Raw genomic sequence first — 18,190 nt, 5'->3', positions numbered from 1 at the left:
CACGTGATGATCCTCGCGACATGTCGGCATCCGCGCAACGCACGACGCGCCGGGTTTCCTGGACGACGACCAGCATCCGCGCGTTTGACTGATGCGACATGAAGTACATCCAGTACGACCGCTCCACGTTCCTGACGAGCGACGACGTCGCCGACGCCGTGATCGAGTACGCCGCGGCGCTCGCCGGCGGCAGTCGCGCCGACGCGATCGCGGTCCCGACGGTGGCGGAGGACGGCACGATGACGACCACGAAGATCCTCATCGGCCCGTCGAGCGAGATCGTCGTCGCCGACGCGGACGAGGACGAGCTCGAGGTCGAGAACGGTGAGTTCGTGGAACGCCTGCGTGCTGCAGCGCGGACGTTCGACCACCCTGAGACGATCCACGCCGACACCCGCTCGGACCTGACGGGCGACGGACCGGTCGCCTGACCGCAGCGCGGTCGGAGCGACACGCACCGCGCCCACCGCGCCCACCGCGCGCACCGCGCTCACCGCCCGAGGTCGGTCGGGAACCTGCTGGCGTCGACCGCCAGGACCGCCTCGGTCCGTCGGCTCAGCTCGGCCAGGAACGCCCCACTCTCGGGTTCCAGGTCGTCGTCCGGCGCCGGCTCCAGGGCGACCGCCACCGCTGGTGCGAGGAGCAGCTCCACCGTGCTGGCCGCGCCGAAGTCGTCGGTCGTCGGGACCGACACGACGTCGCTCAACCGGCTCTGGTGCAGGGCGGCCGCGTACCGGATCACCGCGTCGGCGACCGTGTCACCGGTCAGGACCCGGACGGTCCCCGCGTAGTTGACGTACTTCATCGGTGCTCCCTCGTGACGAGGGGCATCCGCCGCGGTGACGGTTCCCTGATCCTGCTGGACAGTAGGCCGTGGTCGCCGCGCGCGTCACAGGCACCGAGGCCGACGCCGAGGCCGACACCGAGGCCGACGCCGACGCCGAGGGGTCTGTCCACTCCGCGCTGTCGCTCGGGATCCCGCTGGTAGCAACGAGGTGCGTGCCGCCTCCCGTGCGGCGCGGGAAGGAAGCGACTCTTGACCGAGATCACCGCCCACCACGGGCTCTTCAAGGACACGAACCTGCACGTCGACGACACCGGCGGCTCCGGCCGCACCGTCGTCCTGATCCACGGCTGGCCGCTGTCCGGCGAGTCCTGGAGCAAGCAGGTCCCGGCGTTCGTCGACGCCGGACACCGCGTCGTCACCTACGACCGTCGCGGCTTCGGTCGCAGCGACAAGCCGAAGACCGGCTACGACTACGACCACCTCACCGAGGACCTGCACACGATCCTCACCGAGCTCGACCTGCGGGACGTCACCCTCGTCGGCTTCTCGATGGGCGGCGGCGAGGTCGCCCGGTACTTCTCGAAGTACGGCACCGAGCGGCTGCACAGCGTCGTCTTCGCCTCGGCCGTGCCGCCGTACCTGCTGCAGACGTCGGACAACCCGGACGGCCCGCTGCCGAAGGAGCAGGCGGCCGAGATGACCGCCGGCCTGACGAAGGACGAGGACGCGTTCTACGACCAGTTCACGACCGACTTCTTCTCGGTGGACGGCACCCTGGTCGTCTCCGAGGAGGACCGGCAGCAGGCCCTCACGCTCGCGAAGCAGGCGTCGAAGACCGCCGCGCTCGAGGCGATGGCGTCCTTCGCGAACACCGACTTCCGCGACGACCTGCCGAAGGTCACCGTGCCGACGCTCGTCATCCACGGTGACGGCGACGCGACCGTGCCGTACGAGGGCTCGGGGGCCCGCACGCACGCCGCGATCGCCGGTTCGGAGCTGCACGTCGTGTCCGGCGGCCCGCACGGCGTCAACGTCAGCCACCCGGACGAGTGGAACCGCGTGGTGCTGGCGTTCCTCGCGAAGTAGCGCGGAACGCTCAGCGTCCGCGGCGGTGAACGCGACCGACAGGCGGACGGGAGGCCCGTGGCGGACCCGCCACCCCTCCCTCGCAGGCTCGGTCGGCGCGGCCCGCGTGCCGCTGGCGCGTCACGCTGATCGGCCCGCGCCCGTCCGCCCTGTGCGCAGGTCTCGGGCCCCACTCAGGCCGCGGGAGCCACCAGACCGGCGCGCCGGCGCAGGTCGAGCGCGGCCGCGACGAGCTCGCGGGTGCGCGGGTGCGCGCCCGCGTCGAACAGCCGCTCCGCAGGGCCCACGTCGACGACGCGACCAGCGTCGAAGACCGCGATGCGGTCGGCGACCCGGCGCACGACGGCGAGGTCGTGCGAGATGAACACGCAGGTCGTGCCGGTGGTGCGCTGCAGGTCGAGCACCAGGTCGAGGATCCGCGCCTGCACCGAGACGTCGAGCGCGGACGTGGGTTCGTCGCACACCACCAGCGGCACCGGTCCGGCGAACGCCCGGGCGATGGCCACGCGCTGCTTCTGCCCGCCGGACAGCTGGGCCGGCCGGCGGTCGAGGACGTCGGCGGGCAGCCCGACCCGCGCCGCGAGCTGCTCGGCGGTGCCCTCGCCGTGCAGCAGCCGGATCGCCCGTCCGAGCACCTGTCGGACCGTCCGTCGCGGGTTGAGCGAGGCGTCGGCGTTCTGGAACACGACCTGCACGGGTGGGGTGCCGGTCGGCGTCCGGTCGCCCGCGTCCAGCGTGATCGTGCCGTCGTGTCGGACCAGTCCGGCGAGGGCCCGCCCGAAGGTCGTCTTGCCGGAGCCGGACTCCCCCACGACGCCCAGCACCTCACCGCGGCGCAGCTCGAGGTCGATGCCGTCGAGGGCGACGGCGCCGTCGTACTCCTTGCGGAGGCCCCTGATCGTCGCGAGCACGTCGTGCTGCGCGGTGTCGGCCGACGTGTCGGCCTTGCCCGCCGTTCCTGCCTTGCCCGTCGTGATGTCGGGCAGGGCGTCGACGAGCTGCTTCGTGTACGGCTCGGTGGGGTGGAGCAGCACCTGGGTCGCGGTGCCCTCCTCGACGAGCACCCCGTGGCGGAGCACCCCGACCCGGCCGCAGTGCGCGGCGACCAGCGGCAGGTTGTGGCTGATGAGCAGGGTCGCGAAGCCGGTCTCGGTCCGGAGCTCGTCGATGAGCGCCATGATGCCCGCCTCGACCGTGCTGTCCAGGCCGGTGGTGGGTTCGTCGAGCACGAGCAGGCGCGGACGGGCCACCAGGGCCATCGCGATCGCGACGCGCTGCTGCTGACCGCCGGACAGCTCGTGCGGGTACCGCACGCCGATCGTCGTCGGTGACGGCAGCCCGACCCGCGTGAACGCCTCGATCGTCGCGGTGTCCGCAGCCGCGCGGCCGGAGCCCGTGGCGCGCAGGACCTCGGCGACCTGGCGTCCGACCGTCATCGTCGGGTTGAGGGCGAGGCCGGGTTCCTGGTGGACGACCGCCACGACGTCGCGCCGGAACCGCCGGAGGCGCTCACCGCGCAGGGACGCGACGTCGACGCCGTCGACGACCAGCGCCGACGACCCGACGGCGGCGTCCGGGCCGAGCGACGCCGTCAGCGTGCCGGCGACGGTGCTCTTGCCGGAGCCGGACTCGCCCACGAGCCCGTACGAGCCACCGGGCTCGATCACGAACGCGACGTCGTCGACCACCCGGGTGCCGCGGTACGACACGGTGAGCCCCTCGACGCGGACCAGTGCGTCGGTCGTGCCGGTGGTCCGGGGCTGCTCGCTCACTCGGAGACCTCCTTGAGGTTGTCGGCGATCAGGTTCGCGGACACGACGATCGACGCCACGGCGACACCCGGGAACACGACCGTCCACCACGCGGCCTGCAGGTAGGCGCGGTTCGCGTTGATGTCGAGCCCCCAGTCGGCGGCCGGTGGTTGCGAACCGAGCCCGAGGAACGACAGCGACGCGGTGATGAAGATCGCGGCACCGAGACTCAGGACCGCCTGGATCACGAAGACCCCGGTCACGTTCGGCAGCAGCTCCGTGACCATCGCCCGGACGGCGCTCTCGCCCTGCAGCCGTGCGGCCTGGACGTAGGACTTGCCCATCTCGACGAGCACCGCGGCCCGGACGATCCGCGCGATGCCCGGCGCGAAGAGCACGCCGACGATGAGGACGAGCGCGGGCGTCGACACCCCGAACGCACCGACGAGGACGACCAGGAAGATCAGGCTGGGCAACGCGAGCAGCACGTCGAAGAACCGCATCAGGGCGGTGTCGACCCAGCCGCGGTGGTAGCCGGCGAGCAGGCCCAGGGTGCCGCCGACGACGGTCGCCAGCGCCGCGCCGAACGGGCCGATGACGAGCGCCGGCCGGGCCCCGGCGGCGACGCGGGCGAAGACGTCGCGGCCGAGCGAGTCGGTGCCGAACCAGTGTGCGGCGCTCGGCGCCTGCAGGAGCTCGCCGGTGCGGGCGAAGGGCTGCAGGCCGAGCAGGTGCCAGCCCACAGCCAGGACGACCCACCAGAGCAGGATCGCCACGGAGACCAGGAACGTGGGACGCCGGAGCAGTCCGCGCCACCCGCGGCGGGTGACCCGTGCGGTGCCCGTGCTGGTCGACGCCGACGGACGACCGGCGAGCCCGTCGGTCTCGACGGCACCGGGGACGACGGCGGTCATGCGGTGGCCGCCCGTTCGAAGCGGATCCGGGGATCGACCACCACGAACAGCAGGTCGGTGAGCAGGAGCGCGACGAGCGAGAGCGCCCCGGCGAGCATCACCCCGCTCTCGAGCAGGAGGGCGTCCTTGCGCTCGGCGGCCGACACGAGCAGCGCGCCGAGGCCCGGGTAGGAGAACAGGGTCTCCACGATGACGCTGCCGCCGAGCAGGGTGCCGAGGTAGATGCCGAGCACCGAGAACGTCGGGATGAGCGCGTTGCGGACGACGTGCCGGCCGACGACCTGGCCGGTGGTCAGGCCCTTGAGCACGGCGGTGCGGTGGAACTGCGACCGGATCGTCTCGATCGTCCCCGCACGCACCATCCGGGTCAGGACGGCGAGGTACGCCAGGGCGAGCACCACGGCGGGCAGCGTGAGCACCCGGAGCCGCTCGCCGAACCCGGCGTCGAGCGCACCGGACGCCTGCACCGGCACCACCCGCAGCCAGACCGCGAAGACGAGCAGCAGCACGATCCCGACGACGAACTCCGGCACTGCCGAGATCGTCAGCAGCCCGACCGTGACGGCCCGGTCGGAGCGGCGACCCTGCCGGTACGCCTGCACGGCACCGAGCGTGATCGCGACCGGCACCATGATGACGAACGCGTACGCACCGAGCAGCAGGGAGTTGCCGAGACGGCCGAGCACCAGGTCGCGGACCGGCTCGGAGTAGACGAAGCTCGTGCCCCAGTCCCCCGTGACGAACCCGCTGATCCAGTGCAGGTACCGGCTGACGAGGGACCCGTCGAGCCCGTGGTCGACGTTCCACGCGCGCACCTGCGCCGCCGTCGCGTACTGCCCGAGGGCGTTCCGGCCCGGGTCACCCGGCACGACCTGGACGAGCCAGAACGTCAGGACGGAGACCACGACCAGGACGAGCGGGATCTGGACGACCCGTTGCCCGACCAGGGTCAGCAGACGACGGCGGCGCGCGGTGCTCATGACGCGGTGACCCCGATGCCCCGGAAGTCGAACCCGCCCGGGAAGTCCTGCCCCGACCGGAAGGTGCCCGTGACGCGCTTCTGCAGCAGGATGCTGCTCGACGCGAACGCGGGGACGATCACGGGCAGGTCGGTCCACTCGATCTCGACGATCTGGTTCGCGAGGTCCTGCCGCTCCGACTCGTCGGTCGTCGACTCGTACCGGTCGGTCAGCTGCTCGAGCTCCGGGTTCGAGTACTTCGAGGCGTTCCAGACGGCGCCGTCGCGGTAGATCAGGTCGACGTACTGCGCGGGCAGGCGCTGCGCCCAGTTGGTGATCGTCACCGGGGCGTTCAGCCACGGGGTGTCGTCGCCGTCGGCGTAGTACTGCGCGCTCGTCAGCACCTTGAGGGTGACGTCGAACCCGCCGACCGCCTCGAGCTGCTGCTGCACCACCTGGGCGAGGGCCTTCTCGGCGTCGAGCGTCGTGATCTCGAAGGAGACCGTCCTGCCGCCGAGCAGGTCCGCGACCTTGGCCTTGTCCTGCTCGCGCTGCTCGAGTCCCTTCGGTTGGATCGCCGAACTCGGGAAGAACGTGGTGTCGTTGCCGACCTCGGCGGCTCCGCCGTAGACCGTCTTGACGATCTCCTCGCGGTCGAGCGCGAGGGCGAAGGCCTCACGGACCTTCGGGTCGTCGAAGGGCGCCTTGGTGACGTCGAGGAAGATGCCGTCGAACTTGTTGAAGTACGGCTCGGTCTCGGTGTAGTCCGAGGCCTGCAGCGTCGACGTCGCGGTGGGGCTGGCGGCGATCTGGTCGATCTCCCCGCTCTGGAACGCGAGCAGCTGGGCCTGGTCGTCGGCGTAGAACTTCACGTCGACCTGCTGTAGCTCCACGTCCTTCGCGTCCCAGTAGTCGGGGTTCTTCGTGAACGTGGCGCCCTGACCCGCCGAGTACTTCGTCAGCACGAACTGCCCGGCGCCGACGGGCTGCTTGGCCCAGTTCGCGCCGGCGTCGAAGCCGGCCGGCTGGATGGTCGTGTTCGAGCCCGTGAGCAGGTAGGGGAAGTCGGCGTACGGCTTGGCGAGCGTGAAGTCGATGGTCGAGGCACCGTCGGCGGCGACCGACTGCAGGATGCCGTCGAAGCTCGACTTGCCGGGCGACTGGCTGTCCTTGCCGATGATCGAGTCGAACGTCGCGACGACGTCCTTGCTCGTGAGCGCGGCACCGTCGGAGAACTGCAGGTCGTCGCGGAGCTGCACCGTCCAGGTGCGGCCGTCGGACGACGCCTTCCACGAGTCGGCCAGACGGCCCTCGAGCTTGCCCTTCGCGTCCTGGCTGAGCAGGCCCTCTGACGCCAACCCCACGATGAACATCGCGTTGTAGTCCGAGGTGGTGAGCGGGTTGATCGTGCTGTCGGGCTCCTGGAGTCCGAGCGTGTAGGTGCCGGTGTCCGAGGACGATCCGGGCGACGCGTCGCCGCCGGACGAGCACGCGGCGAGCGTGAGGGCGAGGGCGGACGCGGTGGCCGCGAGGGCGAGGCGCTTGAGGCGACGCCGCCGCGACGTGAGGTCGACGGTCACGGATGACTCCTAGGGGTTCGGGTTGCAGGGATGCGGTGCTGGGAGGGGTGGTGCGGTCAGCGGTGCGCGCGGTCCGGCACCCTGGGGTGTCCGAAGCGCTCGCGCAGGGTGAGGTCGTCGTACGCCGTGGCAGTGCGGCCGCGGCGCTGCAGTTCCGGTACGACGTGGTCGACGAACCGGTCGATCCCGCCGGGCAGGTACGGGAACTGCACGATGACGCCGTCGGCGCCACCGTCGTCGGCGAGCTCCTCGAACCGGTCGGCGATCTCCGGTCCGGTGCCCGTCAGCAGGCTGCGGCGGTACGACCACGCGTAGACGTCGCGGGGCGTCGCGGGGCCGTCGGCGAGGAGCCGGTCGACCGCGGGCTTCGGCGAGCGGGTCTCGTTCGAGGTGTCGAACTCCTCGGCGTAGTCGAACGGCACGTCGACGTCGCGGCCGGACAGGTCCTGCCCGATCTGGTGCGACACGTCCTCGAGGATGAGGGCGTCCGGCGTCAGGGCGAGGATCGCGTCCGCCTCGGCTCGGGCGTCGGCGGCGGTCTCCCCCACGACCGGCATCACCGACGGCATGATCTTCACCGCGTCGGCGGAGCGGCCGTGCCGGACGGCGCGGGCGCGCAGGTCGTCGACGAAGCGTCGGACGTCCGCGGTGGAGCCACCACGGGTGAACACCGCGTCGGCCGTGTCGGCGGCGAGTTCCAGCCCGGACTCGGACCCGCCGGCCTGGAACAGCAGCGGGTGGCCCTGCGGCGGCCGGGCGATGTTGAGCGGCCCCCGCACCCGGAAGAACTCGCCCTCGTGGTCGAGACGGTGCAGGCCGTCGCGGCGCGCGAAGACCCCGGACGCCGGGTCGGCCACGATCGCGTCGTCGTCCCAGCTGTCCAGCAGCCCGTTCACGACGTCGACGAACTCGCGACCGCGCTCGTACCGCCGGGAGTGGTCGATGTGGGCGTCCCCACTGAAGTTGCGGGCCTCTTCATCGTAACGACTCGTGACGAGGTTCCACGCGGCTCGCCCACCGCTGAGGTGGTCGAGCGAGGCGAGGGTCCTGGCCACGTGGTACGGCTCGTTGTACGTCGTCGACACAGTCGCGGCGAGGCCGATCCGCGACGTCACCTGGGACAGCGCGGCGAGCAGCGTGAACGGTTCGGGCCGCAGCGCACCGTAGTGGTCGACGCCCGACGGGTACCGGTCCCAGAAGTACAGGCCGTCGGCGAGGAAGAGCGTGTCGAACACGCCGCGCTCGGCGGTCTGCGCGATGTGCCGGTGGTGCCGGATGCTCAGGTGCTCGGCGGGACGCGAGGACGGGTGCCGCCACCCGGTGACGTGCGCGCCGCCCGGGTGGAATGCGAAGGCGCCCAACAGGATGCGGTCGCTCATGCGGACGCCTCCTGGTCGACAGCCGCGGGCGCGGGCGCGGCTGCCGAACCGTCGTACCGGCTCGCCGGTCGCGCCAGCCCGAGGTGCTCCCGCAGGGTGTCGCCGCGGTACGTGCGGTCGTACACTCCACGACGTTCGAGCTCCGGCACGACCTGGTCGACGAACCGGTCGACGCTCACCGGGATCGACGAGAACGCAAGCATGTAGCCGTCGGCGGCGTCCTGCTCGTAGCGCTCGGTCAGCCAGTCGGCGATCTGCTCGGGCGTGCCCGGCAGGAACCGACGGCGCAGGATCGTCCGGTAGACCTCGCGCAGCGTGGTGGCCTCGGCGGCGATGCGGCGGATCGACTCGTAGACGGACTTCGACTGGTTGATCGCCGTCTCGTCGAAGGCGTGCTCGAACGGTGCGTCGAGCGGCCGGTCGGACAGGTCGGTCTGCAGGTAGTGGGACAGCAGGTCGAGCGAGACGCGGTCCGGCGTCAGCTCCTCGATCTCGTCGAGCTGCCGCAGCGCGTCGGCCTCGGTGTCGCCGATCACCGGCGACACCGCCGGCAGGATCAGCATCGACGACGCGTCACGTCCGTGCTCGACGGCGCGGCGCTTGTAGTCGGCGTACAGGGCCTGCGCGTCGGCGAGATCGTCCTGCCAGAGGGTGAAGACACCCTCGGCCTTCGCACCGGCCAGCGCGCGGCCGGCCTCGGACGCCCCGGCCTGGAACAGCACCGGGTGGGCCTGCGGCGGCCGGGCGATGTTGAGCGGCCCGCGCACGCGGAAGAACTCGCCCTCGTGGTCGAGCACGTGCAGTCCGTCGCGCTTCGCGAAGTACCCGGACTCCTGGTCGTACAGGAACGCGTCGTCGTCCCAGCTGTCCCAGAGGCCCTGCACGACGTCGACGAACTCGGCACCCCGGCGGTAGCGGACGGCGTGGTCGAGGTTCGCGTCGCGACCGAAGTTCCAGGCCTCTTCGTCCGAGGCGCTCGTGACGAGGTTCCAGGCGGCCCGGCCCTCGCTCAGGTGGTCGATCGACGCCAGCTTCCGGGCCACGTGGTACGGCTCGTTGTAGGTGGTCGAGACCGTCGCGGCGAGCCCGATGCGCTCGGTCCGCTGCGACAGGGCACCGAGCAGGGTGAAGGGCTCGGTGCGGATGTTCACGGCGTGGTCGATGCCCGACGCGAAGCGGTCCCAGACGTACAGCTCGTCGGCGATGAACAGCGTCGCGAACCCACCGCGCTCGAGCGTCTGCGCGAACCGGACGTAGTACTCGACGTCCAGGTAGGCGTCCGGTTCGCTGCCCGGCAGACGCCAGCTCGTGACGTGCTCGCCACCGGGGTAGAACACCATCCCCCCGAGCACCAGGCCGCCGTCGCGGGTCATGCCGTCACCGCCTCGTGCGCCAGGACGGCGCCGACCTGCGGGGCCACCTGTTCGGCGAACAGCGCGAGGGCGTCCGTCCGTGCACCGACGTCGGCGTAGCCGTCGTCGACCTGCACGTTGAGCTGCGTCGCGTACCGCGAGTACGGCTTCGACGCGATCGACTCCGCGATGTCGTCGGCCGTGCCGTAGTGCAGGTTGAGCGACGCGGCCTTCTCGGCCAGGGTCGTCGCCGGCGGCAGGAACGACTCGCCCCACGCGTACTTCGCCTCGATGCCGGCACGCGCCTCGCGCAGCGCGGTCTCGCGGTCCAGGGCCGGGTAGATCGCCGTCGAGAGTGCGACGCGGGGAACGGCGTCGTCCGGCAGCGCGGTGTAGTAGGCGTCCGCGGTGACCTCGGCCGGCACGGTCTGCGTGGTGCCGATCAGCACCCCGTGCCCCCGGTGGGCGGCGATGGCGGCGCTCTCGGCGCTGAGCGTGGCGTCCCAGATCCGGTCGAGCAGCCCGCTGCCGTCCGGGTTCAGGCGTGCGGGCCCCGTGCCGAGTGACGCACCACGCAGCGCGTCGAGCAGCCGTGCGAGCTGCTCGTCGAACGCGGCACGACGGGTGTCGTGGTCGGCCCCGACCAGACCGGGCGCGAAGACGTCGAGGGTCTCCGGGCCGCCACCGTTGGCGACGCCGAGTTCCACGCGTCCGTCGCTGATCGCGTCGAGGACGGCGGCGTCCTCGGCGACCCGGACCGGGTCCTCGTGCGGCAGCGTGACCGCTCCGAGCCCGAGCCGCAGGGTGGACGTCCGCTCGGCGAGGGCCGCGAAGAACACGAACGGTGACGGCAGTCCGCCGCGCGCCGGTGCGTCGTCGTGCCGGAAGTGGAACTGGCGGACCCAGGCCCCGTCGTACCCGAGGCGTTCCGCCGCGGTGAAGAGCTCGAGCTCCTCGCGGTAGGCCCGGGTCGCCGGCGGCGCCTCGGTGCCGTGCGAGAACACCGCGATCCGCAACGGCACCGTGGCCGCGCGGGCGGTGCGTTCGACGTGCGTCATGCAACACTCCCTCGTCAGTGGAGCGATGCAAACACGAGCGAGCGACGCGCACGAGCGTCGACGTAACGGGACGCAGTGATTCGTCACGGAACGTAGGAGAGCGCGCACAGCGCGGAACAGGAGCATCATCGCCGCCCTTGTGCCCGGAGCAGGACCGACGTAGCTTGGCGGCAGCTGCCCCGGACCCCGGTCGCCGGAACTCCTGTGTTCCTCGAGACGATCAGGGAGTGTCACCGTGCCGCAACAATCCGTCGACGAGACGTCATCCGCGACCACCACCGAACCGAGCACCGCCACCGCTGCCGCACCGGTCCGCCTGGAGGCATCGGCGTCCTCACCCGAACAGGCCCTCGAGCAGTTGCCGGGCCTCGTCACGGGCACCTCCTGGCAGACCCGTCCGACCACCGGGGCGTACTCGTTCCGGTACCTGGCCGTCGGTGACGGCAACGTGACGCTCCGCCGGTCGCAGATGCGCGGTTACGTCCGCGGCACCGTGGCCCCCGACGACGCGTACATCGTCGTCCTGGTGCTCGGCGGCGTCGTCACGCTCGACCTCCTGCGCGGCGGCGGGCCGGTCGACAACGGCGTGCCGGCGCTGATGCCCACCGAACGACGCGCCGTGGTCGAGGCCAGCAACCACGACGCCGTCATGGTGCACCTCACCCGCGCGTTCGTGCGGTCCGTCGCCGAGGAGCGCCACGGCCTGCCATCCGGCGGCCTGCACCTCGACGAGCGCGCCGTCCCCGCAGCGGACGCCGTCGTGCGCTGGCGGCAGGTCCTCGAGTCCGCTCGTCGGGTCCTCGCGGCACAGGGTGTGACCTCGACCGCGTGGTCGGACGCCACCCGGGCCGTCGCCGTCGCATTCCTCGCCCTGTACCCGCCGAAGGCCGCCGAACCGTCGAGCGCCCTGTGGGCACCGCGGAACGCCCGGATCCGGCGAGCGGTCGACCACGTGCACGAGCACGCGGCGGAACCCATCGCCGTGTCGGACCTCGCCGCGGTGTCCGGCTTGAGCGTCCGTGCCGTGCAGGAGTCGTTCCAGCGGCTGTTCGGGATGCCGCCGTCAGCCTACGTCCGGTCCGTCCGGCTCCAGCGCGTCCGGGGCGACCTGCTGCGACTCGACACTGCGACCACCTCGGTGAGCGAGGTCGCCCGCAGCTGGGGGTTCGCCCACCTCGGCCGGTTCTCGGCGGAGTACACGAGCCGCTACGGGGAGTACCCGAAGGCCACGCTGCACCGGTGACCCGTGCGCTGCCGGACCGCGTGCCCTGGGCGGGGCCGACGGGCGGACAGGAGGCGCGGGACGGGCCCGCACCATGCCTCCCGTCCGTCAGGTCGTCCCGTCCACCGCCCTGACGGACGTCACGCAGCCGGCGTCGCGTCGAGCGCGATGACCGCGACCTGGACCACCGCGTCGTCCGGCATGTCCGGGTAGTAGTTGGCGCGCAGCTGCCGGGCGAAGTCGACCATGTCGGTGTCGGCCGGCTGGTGCGCCGCCCGAGGGGTGAGCTCCGCCAGGCGGTGGTCGGTCACCTCGGTGACCTGGCCGGTCAACGGCGTCGCCGAGGGGTGCTCGTCGAAGACGAACACCGCGGGGCCGGTGCGGACGTCCTCGTGCCAGCGCACCGTCGTGACCTTCTCGCCGCGCTGGACGGCGTCGTGGTGCTTCTGGTGGAAGTGGATCGTCTGGGACACGGATCAAGTCTGGTCGATGTCGACCAGGTCCGCGTGCCGCGCGGCGTAGGCCGTCGCACGGCGGATCCGGCGGAACGTCAGCGGGACGACCCAGACGAGCACCGCCACCATGAGCACGAGGAACACCGGCGGCAGGATCCCGAGGTCGCCGCGGAGCCACGTCGACACCATCTGGAACGCGAGCGCTGTGTAGAGCAGCCCGATGTACGCGAGCTGGAACCGCAGCGCGAGTGGGACCACCGTGGCGTACCGGACGGCGCCGACCTGCTCAGCCGGGTCGAGCGGCAGGTCCGCGCCGCGGGCCACGATCTTCGCGAAGCGACGGAGTCGACCGAGGTCGTGGCCGGCGGACGCCCGCAAGAGCCCGTTCAACGGCAGCGACTGGAGCAGGGCCGCGAACGCGGTCGCAGTGAAGACCAGCTGGCCGGCGAGGAAGGCCGCCTGGGTGAGTCCAACGGGGTCGTCCCCGGTGAAGGCGGCCAGGACCGCCACGCCGATCGTCACGACGACGATGGACACGCCGAAGGTCACCGCGATCACCACGATCGTGTGGCGGAGTTCGGCCGGTCCGAACCGGTAGCCGACCGGGTACGCCGACGGCGACGGCTCCGTGCGCCGGAACAGCGCACCGAGTGGCCGCGCGATCACCAGCAGCACCGCCGCTCCCCCGATCAGCACGACCGGCACCCAGACCGGCGCGCCGGCCGAGACCGACGCGAGCACGATGACCACCGCACCCGCCACGTCCACGGCGACCACGCCCAGCAGCCACCACCGCAGGTACCGGGAGCTGTCCGTGGACGACCGGTGGTCCCAGTAGCCCGCCAACGACCCGACCACCGCAGGTCCGACGACGAACATCGGGATGCTGACGCTCACCGCGATGATCAGGACGTCCGAAACGTCGCTGAGTTCGAACACCGCCAGCAGGGTGCCCCCGAGGGTGAGCGCCGTGATCAGCACGATGAGCAGGACGTAGCTCAAGACCCGCATGGGGTGACTCCTCTTCCGGCAGGACGACGCCTCCCAGTGCAGCCTGGCCGAACTCCGACGGGCCGGCCCACATCGTGCGGAGAACCGCAGCACGTCAGGTCGGCGAGGTCGCCGTCCCTACGCTGAGGACATGGTGCATCTGCGAGCGGTCGGGTTCGACCTCGACGGGACGCTGTTCGACCACCGTGGCGCAGCGACCGCCGGTGCCACCCGGTTCCTCGAGTCGCTCGACGTGCCCGCCTCGGCGTTCGCCATCGCCCGCTGGTTCGCCGCCGAGACCGAGCAGTTCGAGCGGTGGCGAGCCGGGCAGATCAGCTTCCCCGAGCAGCGGCGCGAACGGCTGCGGGCCGTGCTGCCCGCGCTCGGCGTGCCGATCCCCGCCGACGACCGGAGGCTCGACGAGCTCTTCGAGGCGTACCGGCACCACTACGAGGCATCGTGGCGCTCGTACCCGGGGAGCCTGCCGCTGCTGCGGACGCTCCGTGTGCGGGGGTACCGCATCGGCGTGCTGACGAACGGCACCGAGACGCAGCAGGTCGACAAACTGCGCCGGACCGGCCTGCTCGACACGGTGGACGTCGTGTGCACCTCGGAGCGGATCGGCGTGCAGAAGCCGGACTGTCGAGCATTCGAGACCCTGTCCGCCGAACTCGGCGTCGAGCCGAGCGGCTGCTTGTTCGTCGGGGACAGTGTCGCGCACGACGTGGAGGCGGCCCGGGCCGCCGGGATGCACGGACTGTTGATCGACCACGAGGCCCAGGACGGCCCCGACATGGAGGCTCTGGTGCTCACGGCGCTCGCCGACCGCCGCGGGTGACGTGGCCGCTCGGCGGCTCGGCCGCTCGGCCACTCGGCCGCTCGGCGGCGGCAAGCGGCCGTAGAGTGCACCATGACCCAAACACCGGCAGCATCGCCGCTGCTGCACCTCGGGGTGCTGGCCGAGTCGCGGAAACCCGACGAACGCCGCCTCCCGATCCATCCCGCCCACTTTGAGCGCATCGACCCCGACCTGCGCGCGAACATCATCCTGGAACGCGGGTACGGTCACCGCTTCGGCATCACGGACGACCAACTCGAACCCCTCGTCGGCGCCATGGCGGACCGAGACGAGCTCATCGCCGCGTCGGACGTCGTCCTGCTGCCCAAGCCCCAGGTGTCCGACCTCGAGGACCTGCGGGACGGACAAGTCCTGTGGGGCTGGCCGCACTGTGTGCAGGACCCCGCCCTCACCCAGGTCGCGATCGACAAGCGCCTGACCCTCATCGCGTGGGAGTCGATGAACCACTGGCGGTCGGACGGCGGGTTCAGCCTGCACGTGTTCCACAAGAACAACGAGCTCGCGGGCTACTGCTCGGTCATCCACGCCCTGCAGCTCTGTGGTTCCACCGGGGACTACGGCCGCCGCCTCACCGCGGTCGTGATCGGCTTCGGGGCCACCGCCCGCGGTGCCGTCACCGCGCTGAACGCCCACGGGATCCACGACGTCCGCGTCCTGACCAACCGCGACATCGCCGCCGTGGGGTCGCCGATCCCCTCCGTCGACATGCTGCAGATCAGCCAGGACGACCACGACCCCAGCGGCAACACGGTCAAGACCGAGGACGGTCCGGTGCCGCTGGCGCCGTACCTGGCCGAGAACGACATCGTCGTGAACTGCACGCTCCAGGACCCGAACGCGCCGCTCACGTACCTGCGCACGGAGGACCTGGGCGTGTTCCGTCCGGGCAGCCTCATCGTCGACGTCTCGATCGACGTGGGGATGGGGTTCGAGTGGGCGCAGGCGACGACCTTCGCCGAACCGATGACCACCGTCGGCGAGAGCACGAACTACTACGCCGTCGACCACAGCCCGTCGCTGCTCTGGAACTCGACGACGTGGGAGATCAGCGACGCGCTGATGCCGTTCCTCCGGCCGGTGATGGCGGGCGCGACTGCGTGGGCCGACTCGGACACGATCCGACGCGCCGTCGAGATCGAGGACGGCCACGTTCGCAACCCGGCGATCCTCGCGTTCCAGGGGCGCTCGGACGAGTACCCGCACGCGGTGGCCGGCTGACGCGGGCGCTGGGGGCGCTGGTCGGCGCTTACCCGATGCGGAACGACGAGGTTGACGTCGTTCGACAACGACCTCGTCGCACCGCGTCGCATCGTGATCGCGGTGTGGGTCAGTCGCCGGGCGCCGACACCCAGACGTTGGGGGCGAGCTCCTGGAACGGGTCCGGTCCGCCACTGGTGTAGCCGTCGGACACCAGGAGGGTCTGGTGTTCCTGCTCGTCGATCATGCTCGTGATGACCGATGCCGGCTCGAGATCCTGCCCGCCGGCACACACCGCGTAGTTGTCGACACTGTCGGGGTCATCGTTCCGTGCGATCAGGCACGCTCCGCCGTCGGCGACGGCAGCGATCCAGTACTTCGTGCCGTCGCGCTCGACCGCGAACCGTGCACTGTCCGGGACCATGTCGGCAGCAGCCGTCGTCTGGTCCTCCTCGGGCAGCGCGTCCGCGGCGGTGACCGGCTGCCGCAGGATCGAGAAGTAGTCTGCTGCGTCGGTCGTCGGGTTCGGCCGCGGCGTCGTCGACGCTCCGGTCGGGTGCGCACTCGCCGATGCACGTGGTGCGGCATCACCGTCCGAGCAGCCGGTGAGGGCGACGGCCGACACGATCACCGCACCGATCACTCCAGCGAACAGTCGGACGAACCCGGGTCGACCGTTCACGAGGTCAGTTCCCCCACACGAAGAACGCGATGACGCCGCCGGCCAAGACCGCGCCGATCGGGACGAGGTACACCCAGTCGTGACGGATCGGACCTTGTCCGGGCTGGTGGTCGCGCTGGAACGGCGCGACCGGGTTCCCACTCGTTCCCGGCAAGTAGTCGACGGAGTGCTGTCGGACCGGCTCGTGTCGTCGGCTGTTCATCGGACCCCCCGTGATCGCGTGTGCGGTGGGCTCTGGCGGGCTCGAACCGCCGACCACTTCGGTGTAAACGAAGTGCTCTACCAACTGAGCTAAGAGCCCGCGACACGATCCTAGAGGTCGATCCCCCGTATCGTTGCGCTGGACAGCCCGGCCGCTGGCCAGTTCAGCGCTCGGCTTCATTTCGCCGATAGTAAGCCGTACACTTAACCCATGTCCGACGAGTCCGTCTACGCCGTGATCCTCGACCTCGTCGACTCACGCACGCTCGACGACCGCCCCGCCGCACAGCGCGATGTCGAGCAGGCGTTCCGCGAGACGACCGACGTCACCCCGGTGGACCCGGTGCACGCGACCGTCGGCGACGAGTTCCAGGTGATCTACGCCACGCTCACCGACGCGCTCGTCGCCAGCACCGCCGCGATGCTCGCGCTGCCACCGACGGTGCAGGTCCGGCTCGGGATGGGTCGCGGGACGGTGCGGACGGTGGGGTCCGGCACGAGCGGTCCGCTCCAGGACGGCCCGGCCTGGTGGTCCGCCCGCGACGCCATCAACGAGACGCACCGCCGTGAAGACGGCAGGACGTCCTTCCTCCGGTCGTGGTTCCACGCGTCCGACGATCGCCACGGCACCGAGGAGCGACTCGTGAACGCCTACTTCCTCAGCCGCGACCACGTCCTGGCCCGCCTGACGCCCCGGGCCAGACGCATCGCGCTCGGCCTCGTCCAGGGGCGGACCCAGGCACAGATCGCCGCAGCCGAGGGGGTCACCCCGTCAGCGGTGTCCCAGTCGGTGCAGAAGTCGGGCGTGGCCGCGATCGTCGAGGGCCTCCGGGTCCTCGTGGGACAGGAACGCTGATGCTCGCCGGGATCCTCCTCGCACTCATCGGTCTGGGCGACGTCGTCCGGGCCCGCACCGGTGCCGACGCGCACCGGCAGCGCACGCTGACCACCATCGCGGTCGTCGTGCTGTGGGCCGGGGTGTCCGCCGTGGCGTGGCTCGGTCTCGGTGTCCCCGTGTGGAGCGTCCTGGTCACGGTGGTGCTCGCGGCCGCGTGGATCGCCACGACCGCGCCGGTCCGAGCCGGTGCCGCGACCGCCGACGACGACCGTGACGCGCCGGCGACCCGGGGGCTGCTGCGGCGGTCCGGGTCCTGGCCCGCGGTCCTGCTCGCCGTCGCTGTCGCCGTGCTGCTGCTCTGGGGGCCGCTGCCCGACGGCACGGGCTTCGTGGTCGACTGGCACGACGGCTCGGGCCTGGCGTTCGTCGACGCCGTTCCGCTCGCCGCCGTCGTGGGCGGTGTCGGCTCGGCGCTGTTCCTCGTCGACTCCGCGAACGTGGTCGTCGCCCAGGCACTCCCGCCGGGACTGCAGCGCGGAGCCACCACGGGCGCCGAAGCCGATGTCCTCCGCCGCCGGTTCGGGCGACGCCGACGCTCCGACGCCGACGCCGAACAGTCCGGGGACGGCACGGTGCGCCTCAAGGGCGGTCGCCTGATCGGCCCGATCGAACGGCTGCTGCTGGCCGGGTTCGCGGTGGCGGGGGCATTCCCGGTGGTCGCCGCACTGATCGCGGCCAAGGGCATCGTCCGGTTCCCCGAGATCCGGCGCGAGACGACCGGCTACCAGGCGGAGTACTTCCTGATCGGCAGCCTGGTGAGCTGGGCGATGGCCTTCGCCGCCGCTGGCATGTGCTGGCTCCTGGCGCACAGCTGACCCGG

General features: G+C 71.5%; 19 protein-coding genes and 1 tRNA gene. 7 read left to right on the top strand and 13 right to left on the bottom strand.

All coding sequences use genetic code 11. The features are described 5' to 3' along the window. The first annotated feature begins 98 nt into the window (after window positions 1–98). Window positions 99–431: a hypothetical protein gene (locus tag EDF42_RS13635; RefSeq protein ID WP_123292610.1), complete on the top strand. Its 333-nt coding sequence runs from the start codon at window positions 99–101 to the stop codon at window positions 429–431. 59 nt (window positions 432–490) lie between these two features. Here the strand turns inward: EDF42_RS13635 and EDF42_RS13630 are convergent, their stop codons facing one another. Next, entirely contained in the window at window positions 491–805 is a 315-nt protein-coding gene (locus EDF42_RS13630; protein ID WP_123672695.1) for a hypothetical protein, read from the bottom strand. Window positions 806–1,036: 231 nt separating this feature from the next. Between EDF42_RS13630 and EDF42_RS13625 the strand changes: the two genes are divergently transcribed. Beyond that, window positions 1,037–1,873 carry an alpha/beta fold hydrolase gene (locus tag EDF42_RS13625; RefSeq protein WP_123672693.1) on the top strand — a complete coding sequence of 279 codons (837 nt, stop codon included), beginning with the start codon at window positions 1,037–1,039 and terminating at the stop codon, window positions 1,871–1,873. A gap of 173 nt (window positions 1,874–2,046) precedes the next feature. Here EDF42_RS13625 and EDF42_RS13620 read toward each other — a convergent pair whose 3' ends face one another. The 7 genes from EDF42_RS13620 to EDF42_RS13590 are packed head-to-tail and all read right to left on the bottom strand — an operon-like array spanning window position 2,047 to window position 10,866. After that, window positions 2,047–3,645: an ABC transporter ATP-binding protein gene (locus EDF42_RS13620; RefSeq protein WP_185040957.1), complete on the bottom strand. Its 1,599-nt coding sequence runs from the start codon at window positions 3,643–3,645 to the stop codon at window positions 2,047–2,049. Next, window positions 3,642–4,538, bottom strand: a complete 897-nt coding sequence (locus EDF42_RS13615) for an ABC transporter permease (protein WP_123672878.1) — start codon at window positions 4,536–4,538, stop codon at window positions 3,642–3,644. Before EDF42_RS13615 ends, EDF42_RS13620 begins: the two co-directional genes overlap by 4 nt. Continuing rightward, window positions 4,535–5,518 (bottom strand): ABC transporter permease, encoded by a 984-nt coding sequence (locus EDF42_RS13610; RefSeq protein ID WP_123672689.1) that lies wholly within the window; start codon window positions 5,516–5,518, stop codon window positions 4,535–4,537. Before EDF42_RS13610 ends, EDF42_RS13615 begins: the two co-directional genes overlap by 4 nt. Next, window positions 5,515–7,077 carry an ABC transporter substrate-binding protein gene (locus EDF42_RS13605; RefSeq protein ID WP_123672687.1) on the bottom strand — a complete coding sequence of 521 codons (1,563 nt, stop codon included), beginning with the start codon at window positions 7,075–7,077 and terminating at the stop codon, window positions 5,515–5,517. Before EDF42_RS13605 ends, EDF42_RS13610 begins: the two co-directional genes overlap by 4 nt. Window positions 7,078–7,133: 56 nt before the next feature. Next, window positions 7,134–8,456 (bottom strand): NtaA/DmoA family FMN-dependent monooxygenase, encoded by a 1,323-nt coding sequence (locus tag EDF42_RS13600; RefSeq protein ID WP_123672685.1) that lies wholly within the window; start codon window positions 8,454–8,456, stop codon window positions 7,134–7,136. After that, a complete protein-coding gene (locus EDF42_RS13595) occupies window positions 8,453–9,829 on the bottom strand; it encodes an LLM class flavin-dependent oxidoreductase (RefSeq protein ID WP_123672683.1) in 1,377 nt (458 codons plus the stop codon). The genes EDF42_RS13600 and EDF42_RS13595 overlap by 4 nt, the downstream gene beginning before the upstream one ends. Further along, the gene (locus EDF42_RS13590; protein ID WP_185040955.1) at window positions 9,826–10,866 is read right to left on the bottom strand and encodes an LLM class flavin-dependent oxidoreductase; all 1,041 of its coding nucleotides are present in this window, start codon (window positions 10,864–10,866) and stop codon (window positions 9,826–9,828) included. Before EDF42_RS13590 ends, EDF42_RS13595 begins: the two co-directional genes overlap by 4 nt. 235 nt (window positions 10,867–11,101) lie before the next feature. On the opposite strand from EDF42_RS13590, the gene EDF42_RS13585 reads away from it, so the two are divergent. After that, window positions 11,102–12,109, top strand: coding sequence for an AraC family transcriptional regulator (locus EDF42_RS13585; RefSeq protein WP_123672679.1), 1,008 nt, complete (start codon window positions 11,102–11,104; stop codon window positions 12,107–12,109). 119 nt (window positions 12,110–12,228) lie between these two features. Here the strand turns inward: EDF42_RS13585 and EDF42_RS13580 are convergent, their stop codons facing one another. Beyond that, complete coding sequence (locus EDF42_RS13580; protein ID WP_123340441.1) at window positions 12,229–12,561, bottom strand: ASCH domain-containing protein; 333 nt, start codon at window positions 12,559–12,561, stop codon at window positions 12,229–12,231. Between the two features lie 3 nt (window positions 12,562–12,564). Further along, window positions 12,565–13,554 (bottom strand): hypothetical protein, encoded by a 990-nt coding sequence (locus EDF42_RS13575; RefSeq protein ID WP_123672678.1) that lies wholly within the window; start codon window positions 13,552–13,554, stop codon window positions 12,565–12,567. A gap of 130 nt (window positions 13,555–13,684) precedes the next feature. Here EDF42_RS13575 and EDF42_RS13570 point away from each other — a divergent pair, with 130 nt between their 5' ends. Both EDF42_RS13570 and EDF42_RS13565 read left to right on the top strand, forming a co-directional pair. Then, complete coding sequence (locus tag EDF42_RS13570; protein WP_123340439.1) at window positions 13,685–14,371, top strand: HAD family hydrolase; 687 nt, start codon at window positions 13,685–13,687, stop codon at window positions 14,369–14,371. Window positions 14,372–14,443: 72 nt separating this feature from the next. After that, window positions 14,444–15,610: a N(5)-(carboxyethyl)ornithine synthase gene (locus EDF42_RS13565; RefSeq protein WP_123672676.1), complete on the top strand. Its 1,167-nt coding sequence runs from the start codon at window positions 14,444–14,446 to the stop codon at window positions 15,608–15,610. Window positions 15,611–15,719: 109 nt separating this feature from the next. Here the strand turns inward: EDF42_RS13565 and EDF42_RS13560 are convergent, their stop codons facing one another. The 3 genes from EDF42_RS13560 to EDF42_RS13550 all read right to left on the bottom strand — a co-directional run bounded on the left by EDF42_RS13560 (window position 15,720) and on the right by EDF42_RS13550 (window position 16,572). Beyond that, window positions 15,720–16,271, bottom strand: a complete 552-nt coding sequence (locus tag EDF42_RS13560; protein ID WP_123672674.1) for a hypothetical protein — start codon at window positions 16,269–16,271, stop codon at window positions 15,720–15,722. A 4-nt stretch (window positions 16,272–16,275) separates the two neighbouring features. After that, a complete protein-coding gene (locus tag EDF42_RS13555) occupies window positions 16,276–16,473 on the bottom strand; it encodes a hypothetical protein (protein WP_148067790.1) in 198 nt (65 codons plus the stop codon). Between the two features lie 26 nt (window positions 16,474–16,499). After that, window positions 16,500–16,572: transfer RNA gene (locus EDF42_RS13550), tRNA-Val, on the bottom strand. A gap of 111 nt (window positions 16,573–16,683) precedes the next feature. Here EDF42_RS13550 and EDF42_RS13545 point away from each other — a divergent pair. Together EDF42_RS13545 and EDF42_RS13540 are read left to right on the top strand one after the other, a co-directional pair. Continuing rightward, window positions 16,684–17,328, top strand: a complete 645-nt coding sequence (locus EDF42_RS13545) for a SatD family protein (protein ID WP_123340435.1) — start codon at window positions 16,684–16,686, stop codon at window positions 17,326–17,328. Next, window positions 17,328–18,185, top strand: a complete 858-nt coding sequence (locus EDF42_RS13540; protein WP_123340434.1) for a hypothetical protein — start codon at window positions 17,328–17,330, stop codon at window positions 18,183–18,185. Before EDF42_RS13545 ends, EDF42_RS13540 begins: the two co-directional genes overlap by 1 nt. The last annotated feature ends 5 nt before the right edge of the window (window positions 18,186–18,190 follow it).

The organism is Curtobacterium sp. PhB172, from assembly GCF_003752545.1.
In the GTDB taxonomy this organism is placed as follows: domain Bacteria; phylum Actinomycetota; class Actinomycetes; order Actinomycetales; family Microbacteriaceae; genus Curtobacterium.
Note: the sequence above shows the minus strand (reverse complement) of the source record. Positions and strands in the feature narration are given on the sequence as shown.

Coding starts and splice junctions, on each gene's coding strand:
- EDF42_RS13635 (WP_123292610.1), top strand. CDS start 99: ATGAAGTACATCCAGTACGACCGCTCCACGTTCCTGACGAGCGACGAC.
- EDF42_RS13630 (WP_123672695.1), bottom strand. CDS start 805: ATGAAGTACGTCAACTACGCGGGGACCGTCCGGGTCCTGACCGGTGAC.
- EDF42_RS13615 (WP_123672878.1), bottom strand. CDS start 4,538: ATGACCGCCGTCGTCCCCGGTGCCGTCGAGACCGACGGGCTCGCCGGT.
- EDF42_RS13610 (WP_123672689.1), bottom strand. CDS start 5,518: ATGAGCACCGCGCGCCGCCGTCGTCTGCTGACCCTGGTCGGGCAACGG.
- EDF42_RS13600 (WP_123672685.1), bottom strand. CDS start 8,456: ATGAGCGACCGCATCCTGTTGGGCGCCTTCGCATTCCACCCGGGCGGC.
- EDF42_RS13595 (WP_123672683.1), bottom strand. CDS start 9,829: ATGACCCGCGACGGCGGCCTGGTGCTCGGGGGGATGGTGTTCTACCCC.
- EDF42_RS13590 (WP_185040955.1), bottom strand. CDS start 10,866: ATGACGCACGTCGAACGCACCGCCCGCGCGGCCACGGTGCCGTTGCGG.
- EDF42_RS13575 (WP_123672678.1), bottom strand. CDS start 13,554: ATGCGGGTCTTGAGCTACGTCCTGCTCATCGTGCTGATCACGGCGCTC.
- EDF42_RS13570 (WP_123340439.1), top strand. CDS start 13,685: ATGGTGCATCTGCGAGCGGTCGGGTTCGACCTCGACGGGACGCTGTTC.
- EDF42_RS13565 (WP_123672676.1), top strand. CDS start 14,444: ATGACCCAAACACCGGCAGCATCGCCGCTGCTGCACCTCGGGGTGCTG.
- EDF42_RS13555 (WP_148067790.1), bottom strand. CDS start 16,473: ATGAACAGCCGACGACACGAGCCGGTCCGACAGCACTCCGTCGACTAC.
- EDF42_RS13545 (WP_123340435.1), top strand. CDS start 16,684: ATGTCCGACGAGTCCGTCTACGCCGTGATCCTCGACCTCGTCGACTCA.
- EDF42_RS13540 (WP_123340434.1), top strand. CDS start 17,328: ATGCTCGCCGGGATCCTCCTCGCACTCATCGGTCTGGGCGACGTCGTC.